General features: G+C 57.2%; 4 protein-coding genes and 1 pseudogene. 1 reads left to right on the forward strand and 4 read right to left on the reverse strand.

Annotation, left to right across the window (positions count from 1 at the left end; translation table 11 throughout):
• From pyrG to rlmD, 4 genes and pseudogenes are all read right to left on the reverse strand, one after another.
• A pseudogene (gene pyrG / locus WFM46_RS22190) lies at window positions 1–232 on the reverse strand (CTP synthetase); the annotation flags it as partial.
• A gap of 224 nt (window positions 233–456) precedes the next feature.
• Window positions 457–1,248 carry a nucleoside triphosphate pyrophosphohydrolase gene (mazG, locus tag WFM46_RS22195; protein ID WP_336998564.1) on the reverse strand — a complete coding sequence of 264 codons (792 nt, stop codon included), beginning with the start codon at window positions 1,246–1,248 and terminating at the stop codon, window positions 457–459.
• A 69-nt stretch (window positions 1,249–1,317) separates the two neighbouring features.
• Window positions 1,318–3,555 carry a GTP diphosphokinase gene (relA, locus tag WFM46_RS22200; protein WP_336998565.1) on the reverse strand — a complete coding sequence of 746 codons (2,238 nt, stop codon included), beginning with the start codon at window positions 3,553–3,555 and terminating at the stop codon, window positions 1,318–1,320.
• A 52-nt stretch (window positions 3,556–3,607) separates the two neighbouring features.
• Window positions 3,608–4,906 carry a 23S rRNA (uracil(1939)-C(5))-methyltransferase RlmD gene (gene rlmD / locus WFM46_RS22205; protein ID WP_336998566.1) on the reverse strand — a complete coding sequence of 433 codons (1,299 nt, stop codon included), beginning with the start codon at window positions 4,904–4,906 and terminating at the stop codon, window positions 3,608–3,610.
• Between the two features lie 57 nt (window positions 4,907–4,963).
• Here rlmD and barA point away from each other — a divergent pair, with 57 nt between their 5' ends.
• Window positions 4,964–6,730 (forward strand): two-component sensor histidine kinase BarA, encoded by a 1,767-nt coding sequence (gene barA, locus WFM46_RS22210; RefSeq protein ID WP_336998567.1) that lies wholly within the window; start codon window positions 4,964–4,966, stop codon window positions 6,728–6,730.
• Window positions 6,731–6,739 lie beyond the last annotated feature (9 nt).

Below are 6,739 nucleotides of genomic sequence, written 5' to 3' on the forward strand. Positions count from 1 at the left end.
GCTCGTAGTGACCCAGGTCCAGGTCGGTTTCAGCGCCGTCTTCAGTAACGAACACTTCCCCGTGTTGGATCGGGCTCATGGTACCTGGATCGACGTTGATGTACGGATCCAGCTTCATCATGGTCACATTGAGGCCACGGGCTTCAAGAATGGCTGCGAGGGAGGCTGCGGCAATGCCTTTACCCAGAGAGGATACAACCCCGCCGGTCACAAAAATATAGTTCGTTGTCATGCTGAACCTGAGAAGTTAGGGTGAAACGATGGAATAACCAGGACGGGAAAGTAGTATACCCGAACACGGCGAGCGCCACAAACTTTCATTCTCCGTCTCCTGTCTCAGGCTTTGACTCATATTGGGAGTGAGAAAATAGCCCCTTTTGGGTAAATGTTTTTGACGCAAATCAAGCGCTTGTCATTTAAAAAATCACACAAATTGCGCTTGATCGCAAAAACCCGTTAGAGATCAGATTCCTGGCGTTTTACTTCCTGCCAGACTTCTTCCATCGCGTCGAGGTCCACGCTGGTCATTTCCAGGCCGCGCGCCGCGATAATGCGCTCCACTTCCCGGAAGCGGCGCTCGAATTTGAGGTTCGCTTTCTGCAGCGCCACTTCGGCTTTGACGCCCAGATGACGGGAAAGATTGACGGTGGCAAACAGCAGATCGCCCATCTCCTCTTCAAGCTTCTCCTGATCCACTACCGCCTGCTGCGCTTCGTGCATCACCTCGTCAATCTCTTCATGCACTTTGTCGAGCACCGGGCCTAAGGATGTCCAGTCAAACCCCACCGTCGAGCAGCGTTTCTGAATCTTGTGCGCGCGCATCAGCGCCGGCAGGCTTAACGGAATATCGTCCAGCGCCGAATGTTGCGACTTTTCAGCCCGTTCCGCGCTTTTAATCTGTTCCCAGCGGGCCAGAACCTCGGTACTGTTTTCGGCGGTGGCATCACCAAAGATGTGCGGATGGCGGCGCTCCAGCTTGTCGCTGATGGCGGCGCAGATATCATTGAAATCAAACCGCCCCTCCTCCTGGGCCATCTGCGCATAGAACACCACCTGGAATAGCAGGTCACCCAGCTCGCCGCGCAGATCGTCAAAATCTTCCCGGGAGATAGCGTCCAACACCTCGTAGGTCTCTTCAAGCGTGTAGGGGGCGATGGTGGCGAAAGTCTGCTCTTTATCCCACGGACAGCCGTTTTCCGGGTCGCGCAGACGTTGCATAATGCCGAGCAGGCGGTCGATTTGGGTCATAGTTTTGTCCTGATAAAAAAATGCCGGGTGGCGGCTTGCGCCTTACCCGGCCTACAAAAGAAGGTGCGATTATCCGCCGTGCAGACGACGGGCGTCGATCACATCCGGCACCTGGTTCAGCTTGCCGAGCACACGGCCCAGCACCTGCAGGTTATAGATTTCGATGGTCATATCAATGGTGGCGAGCTGCTGGCGCGTATCGCTGCGGCTGGCGACGCCCAGCACGTTCACCTTCTCGTTCGCCAGAATGGTGGTGATATCGCGCAGCAGGCCGCTGCGATCGTTGGCTGAGACCCGCACTACCAGTGAATAACCGGCGGAATAGCTCTCGCCCCACACCGCATCCACGATGCGTTCCGGCGCGTGAGACTGTAAATCGTCCAGCTGATCGCAGTCCGCACGGTGAATGGAGATCCCGCGCCCCTGGGTGATAAAGCCGACAATCTCATCCCCCGGGATTGGCTGGCAGCAGCGGGCAATATGGTGCATCAGGTTGCCGACGCCCTCCACCACCACTCTGCCTTTGTCTTTTTCTTTGCCACGGTGAGAGGGGGCGTAGCTCTTCTGCTGAAGCTGCTTCAGCGCCGCCGCATCCTGCTCTTCCGCGCTCGGTTTGTTGAACTGCGCCTGCAGGAAATTCACCATCTGGTTAAGACGAATATCCCCACCACCAATGGCGGCCAGCAGCTCATCCAGCTCGTTAAAGTTGTAGCGCGGCAGCAGGCATTTTTCCGCCTCTTTCAGGTGGATGCCTAAATGCTCCAGCTCGTCATCGAGGATCTGGCGTCCGGCAAGAATATTCTTGTCGCGATCCTGCTTGCGGAACCAGGCATGAATTTTTGAGCGCCCGCGGCTGGTGGTGACATAGCCGAGGTTCGGGTTCAGCCAGTCGCGGCTCGGGTTCGGCTGTTTCTGGGTGATGATCTCAATCTGGTCGCCCATCTGCAGCTGGTAGGTGAACGGCACGATACGCCCGCCGATTTTGGCGCCGATGCAGCGATGCCCCACATCGCTATGGATGTGGTAGGCGAAGTCCAGCGGCGTTGAGCCTGCCGGCAGGTCAACCACGTCGCCTTTCGGCGTAAAGACGTAGACCCGGTCGTCAAAGACCTGGCTGCGCAATTCGTCGAGCATTTCACCGGAGTCGGCCATCTCCTCCTGCCACGCAATCAGCTTACGCAGCCAGGCGATACGATCCTCGTGCCCGGAGCGCGCCCCGCTTGTGGGCCCCTCTTTATACTTCCAGTGCGCGGCGACGCCGAGCTCGGACTCCTCATGCATCTGCTTAGTACGGATCTGGATTTCGACGGTTTTGCCGCCCGGCCCCAGCACCACGGTATGGATCGACTGGTAGCCGTTCGGTTTCGGATTGGCGACATAGTCGTCAAACTCATCCGGCAGGTGACGGTAATGGGTGTGGACAATCCCCAGCGCGGCGTAGCAGTCCTGCAACCGCTCGGCGACGATACGCACGGCGCGCACATCAAACAGCTCGTCAAAGGCGAGATGCTTTTTCTGCATTTTGCGCCAGATGCTGTAGATATGCTTCGGACGGCCATAGACTTCGGCCTTCACACCCTCTTCTTTCATCGACTTACGTAAGCCGCCGACAAACTCATCGATGTAGTGTTCCCGATCGATACGGCGTTCGTGCAGCAGCTTAGCAATGCGTTTGTATTCCGCCGGGTGCAGGTAGCGGAAGCAGTAATCCTCCAGCTCCCATTTCAGTTGGCCGATGCCCAGACGGTTCGCCAGCGGGGCATAGATGTTGGTGCACTCTTTCGCCGCCAGCACGCGTTCGTCTTCCGGCGCGTCTTTGACTTCCCGCAGGTGGGCGACGCGTTCGGCAAGCTTAATGACCACACAGCGGAAATCATCCACCATCGCCAGCAGCATACGACGCACGTTATCCACCTGTTCAGACGAGACCGAATCGGTGTGGGTGGCTTTGAGCTGACGGATGGCCGCCATATCACGCACGCCGTGGATCAGCGCCACGATCGATTTCCCGACGCTTTCGCGCAGCACCTCTTCTGTGACCACCTCGGCGTCGGCCAGCGGGAAGAGCATAGCCGCACGCAGGGTGTCGATATCCATACTCAGCATGGAGAGGATCTCAACCATCTCTACGCCGCGCCACAACAGCAGCTCGGCATCGGGATGCCCCTGCGTGGTGCGCAGACAGTAGGCCCATGTTTCGGTTAAGCGTTCACACGACTGCTGGCTGGCAATCCCCAGACTTGCGATCCATTTTTGTGGGTCAAACTCACCAGCTTTATTGAGATGTGCACTTCTTACCGCAACCATTGTCCTCTCCTTTAGGGACCCCTGCCTGTCGAATTCGACAAGCCGAAACTCATCAATTGTGTTCAAACAACGCCATTGATTCCAGATGCCCAGTGTGCGGGAACATATCAAGCATTGCCAGACGCTGAATCTGGTAACCCGCCGCTAATAACGCCTCGCTATCGCGGGCAAGCGTTGCCGGATTACAGGAAACATAGACCACGCGTTTGGGCGCCAGTTTAATAATATGCTGCATCACGCCTGGCGCGCCCGCGCGTGCCGGATCAAGCAGGATTTTATCGAAACCGTGCGCCGCCCATGGCTGCTGGGTAACATCCTCTTCAAGATTTTCGTGAAAAAATGTCACGTTTTGCAGCGCATTGTGAACAGCGTTATCGCGCCCCTTTTCCACCAGCGCCGCCACGCCTTCAACGCCGACCACGCTTCGTGCCCGTTTTGCCAGCGGCAGGGTAAAGTTGCCCATCCCGCAAAACAGGTCGAGTACCCGGTCCTCCGGCTGAATATCCAGCCACGCCAGCGCGGTCGCGACCATCTGCTGGTTAACGCCGTCGTTAACCTGAATGAAGTCGCGCGGGCTGAACGTTAAGCGTAGCCCGTCTGAATCATACCAGGGCGTTTCGCCGCTCAGTTGCTCAAGTATCTCGCTTTGCGGGGCGAGATAAAGCGCAAGGTCATGAGAATGCGAAAAGCGTTCCAGTTTTTCACGATCCCGGGCCGACAGCGGCGCCATATGGCGCAGCACCATCAGCGGGCCACTGTTCGCCAGCACCAGCTCAACGTGCCCAAGATGGCGGACGCCCTGCAGGTCAGAGAGGCATTTGCGCACCTCTGGCAGCAATGCCTCAAGACGGGGCACCAGAATGGGGCACGCTCTGACATCAACGATGTCGCTGGAGTTGGCCTTGCGAAAGCCCATCTCCAGACGCGCGGTTTTCGGCTGATAATTGAGGCTCAGACGCGCCCGGCGGCGGTAGCCCCAGGGTTTATCTGCGATCACCTCATCGACGTCGTGCTTCAGCAGGCGCGCCAGGGCGTTGCTTTTGCTGCGCTCCTGCAGCGCGACGCTGGCGTGCTGTTGTTGGCAGCCGCCGCAGACGCCAAAGTGCGGGCAGCGAGGCGTTTCACGTTCCGGGCTATCATTAAGACGGCGCTTTACCTGCCCGCGTGCGTACTGACGTTTCTCTTCCGTCAGGGTGATTTCCGCACGCTCCTGGGGCAGCAGGCCGGGAATAAATACGGTCTTGCCCTCGTGGCGCGCCACCCCCTGTCCGAACGGATCGAGGTCTGTCACTTCAACAGTTATGATCTGACGCGTCGTCACGCGTCGCTTTGCAGAGTAGAATTGCGCCATCGCCGGGAATTTTCTCAAATGAACATATTGACTCTAATTGTCCCATAACGGAACTCCATGACCAACTACAGCCTGCGTGCGCGCATGATGATTTTGATCCTCGCCCCTACCGTACTCATTGGTTTACTGCTGAGTACCTTCTTCGTGGTGCACCGTTATAACGACCTGCAACGTCAGCTCGAGGACGCCGGTGCCAGCATTATTGAGCCGCTCGCGGTCTCCAGCGAGTACGGCATGAACCTGCAAAATCGCGAGCCCATCGGCCAGCTCATCAGCATTCTGCACCGTCGTCATTCGGACATTGTGCGGGCGATTTCAGTGTATGACCAAAATAATCACCTGTTTGTGACCTCCAATATTCAGCTTGATCCCGACACCCTGAAGCTGCCGGATGGTACGGCGTTTCCAAAACGGCTGAGCGTGATCCGCCAGGATGAAAAAATGATCCTGCGCACCCCTATTATTTCGGAAAGCTATTCACCGGATGAATCTCCCGCGTCGGACGCTAAGCCCAATAACAATCTGTTGGGATATGTGGCGCTGGAGCTGGATCTCAAGTCCGTGCGGCTGCAACAGTACCGGGAGATCTTTATCTCCACGGTGATGATGCTGTTCTGTATCGGCATTGCGCTGATCTTCGGCTGGCGTCTGATGCGGGATGTAACCAGCCCCATCCGCAACATGGTGAATACCGTCGACCGGATCCGCCGGGGCCAGCTCGACAGCCGCGTCGAAGGCTTTATGCTCGGCGAGCTGGATATGCTGAAAAACGGCATCAACTCAATGGCCATGTCGCTGGCGGCATACCATGAGGAGATGCAGCATAACGTCGATCAGGCCACTTCCGACCTGCGCGAAACGCTGGAGCAGATGGAGATCCAGAACGTTGAGCTGGATCTGGCTAAAAAACGCGCCCAGGAGGCGGCACGCATCAAGTCGGAGTTCCTGGCGAATATGTCCCACGAGCTGCGCACCCCGCTCAACGGGGTGATTGGCTTTACCCGCCTGACGCTGAAAACCGAGCTCAACCCGACCCAGCGTGACCACCTGCATACCATTGAACGCTCCGCCAACAACCTGCTGGCGATCATCAATGACGTACTGGACTTCTCCAAGCTCGAAGCGGGCAAACTGATCCTCGAGAGTATTCCGTTCCCGCTGCGCAACACCCTGGATGAGGTGGTCACCCTACTGGCGCACTCCTCCCACGACAAGGGGCTGGAGCTTACGCTGAACATTAAAAATGATGTGCCGGACAACGTCATTGGCGATCCGCTGCGCCTGCAACAGGTGATCACCAACCTGGTGGGTAACGCCATTAAGTTCACCGAGAGCGGGAACATCGACGTGCTGGTCGAAAAACGCTCCATCAGCAATACCAAAGTGCAGATTGAGGTGCAGATCCGCGACACGGGGATCGGTATTCCTGAGCGCGATCAGTCCCGGCTGTTCCAGGCCTTCCGCCAGGCCGACGCCAGTATCTCCCGCCGCCACGGCGGTACCGGGCTGGGGCTGGTCATCACGCAAAAACTGGTTAATGAGATGGGGGGCGATATCTCCTTCCACAGCCAGCCTAACCGGGGTTCGACCTTCTGGTTCCATATCAACCTCGACCTGAACCCGAACGTGCTGACCGATCGTCCGGCCATGGATTGTCTGCAGGGTAAACGGCTGGCGTACGTGGAGCCCAATACCGCCGCCGCGCAAAGCACCCTCGATGTGTTAAGCACGACGCCGCTGGAGGTGGTCTACAGCCCGAACTTCTCCACGCAGATCAAAAAAAAAAAAAAGAAAATAGATAGCCGTCTATATGTCCGACGATGAACAGATAAC

The sequence above is a fragment of the Leclercia sp. M50 genome, from assembly GCF_037150775.1.
Taxonomy (GTDB): Bacteria; Pseudomonadota; Gammaproteobacteria; order Enterobacterales; family Enterobacteriaceae; genus Enterobacter.

Excerpts from the sequence above, each read along its gene's own strand:
- mazG (WP_336998564.1), bottom strand. The coding sequence starts at position 1,248 with ATGACCCAAATCGACCGCCTGCTCGGCATTATGCAACGTCTGCGCGAC.
- relA (WP_336998565.1), bottom strand. The coding sequence starts at position 3,555 with ATGGTTGCGGTAAGAAGTGCACATCTCAATAAAGCTGGTGAGTTTGAC.
- rlmD (WP_336998566.1), bottom strand. The coding sequence starts at position 4,906 with ATGGCGCAATTCTACTCTGCAAAGCGACGCGTGACGACGCGTCAGATC.
- barA (WP_336998567.1), top strand. The coding sequence starts at position 4,964 with ATGACCAACTACAGCCTGCGTGCGCGCATGATGATTTTGATCCTCGCC.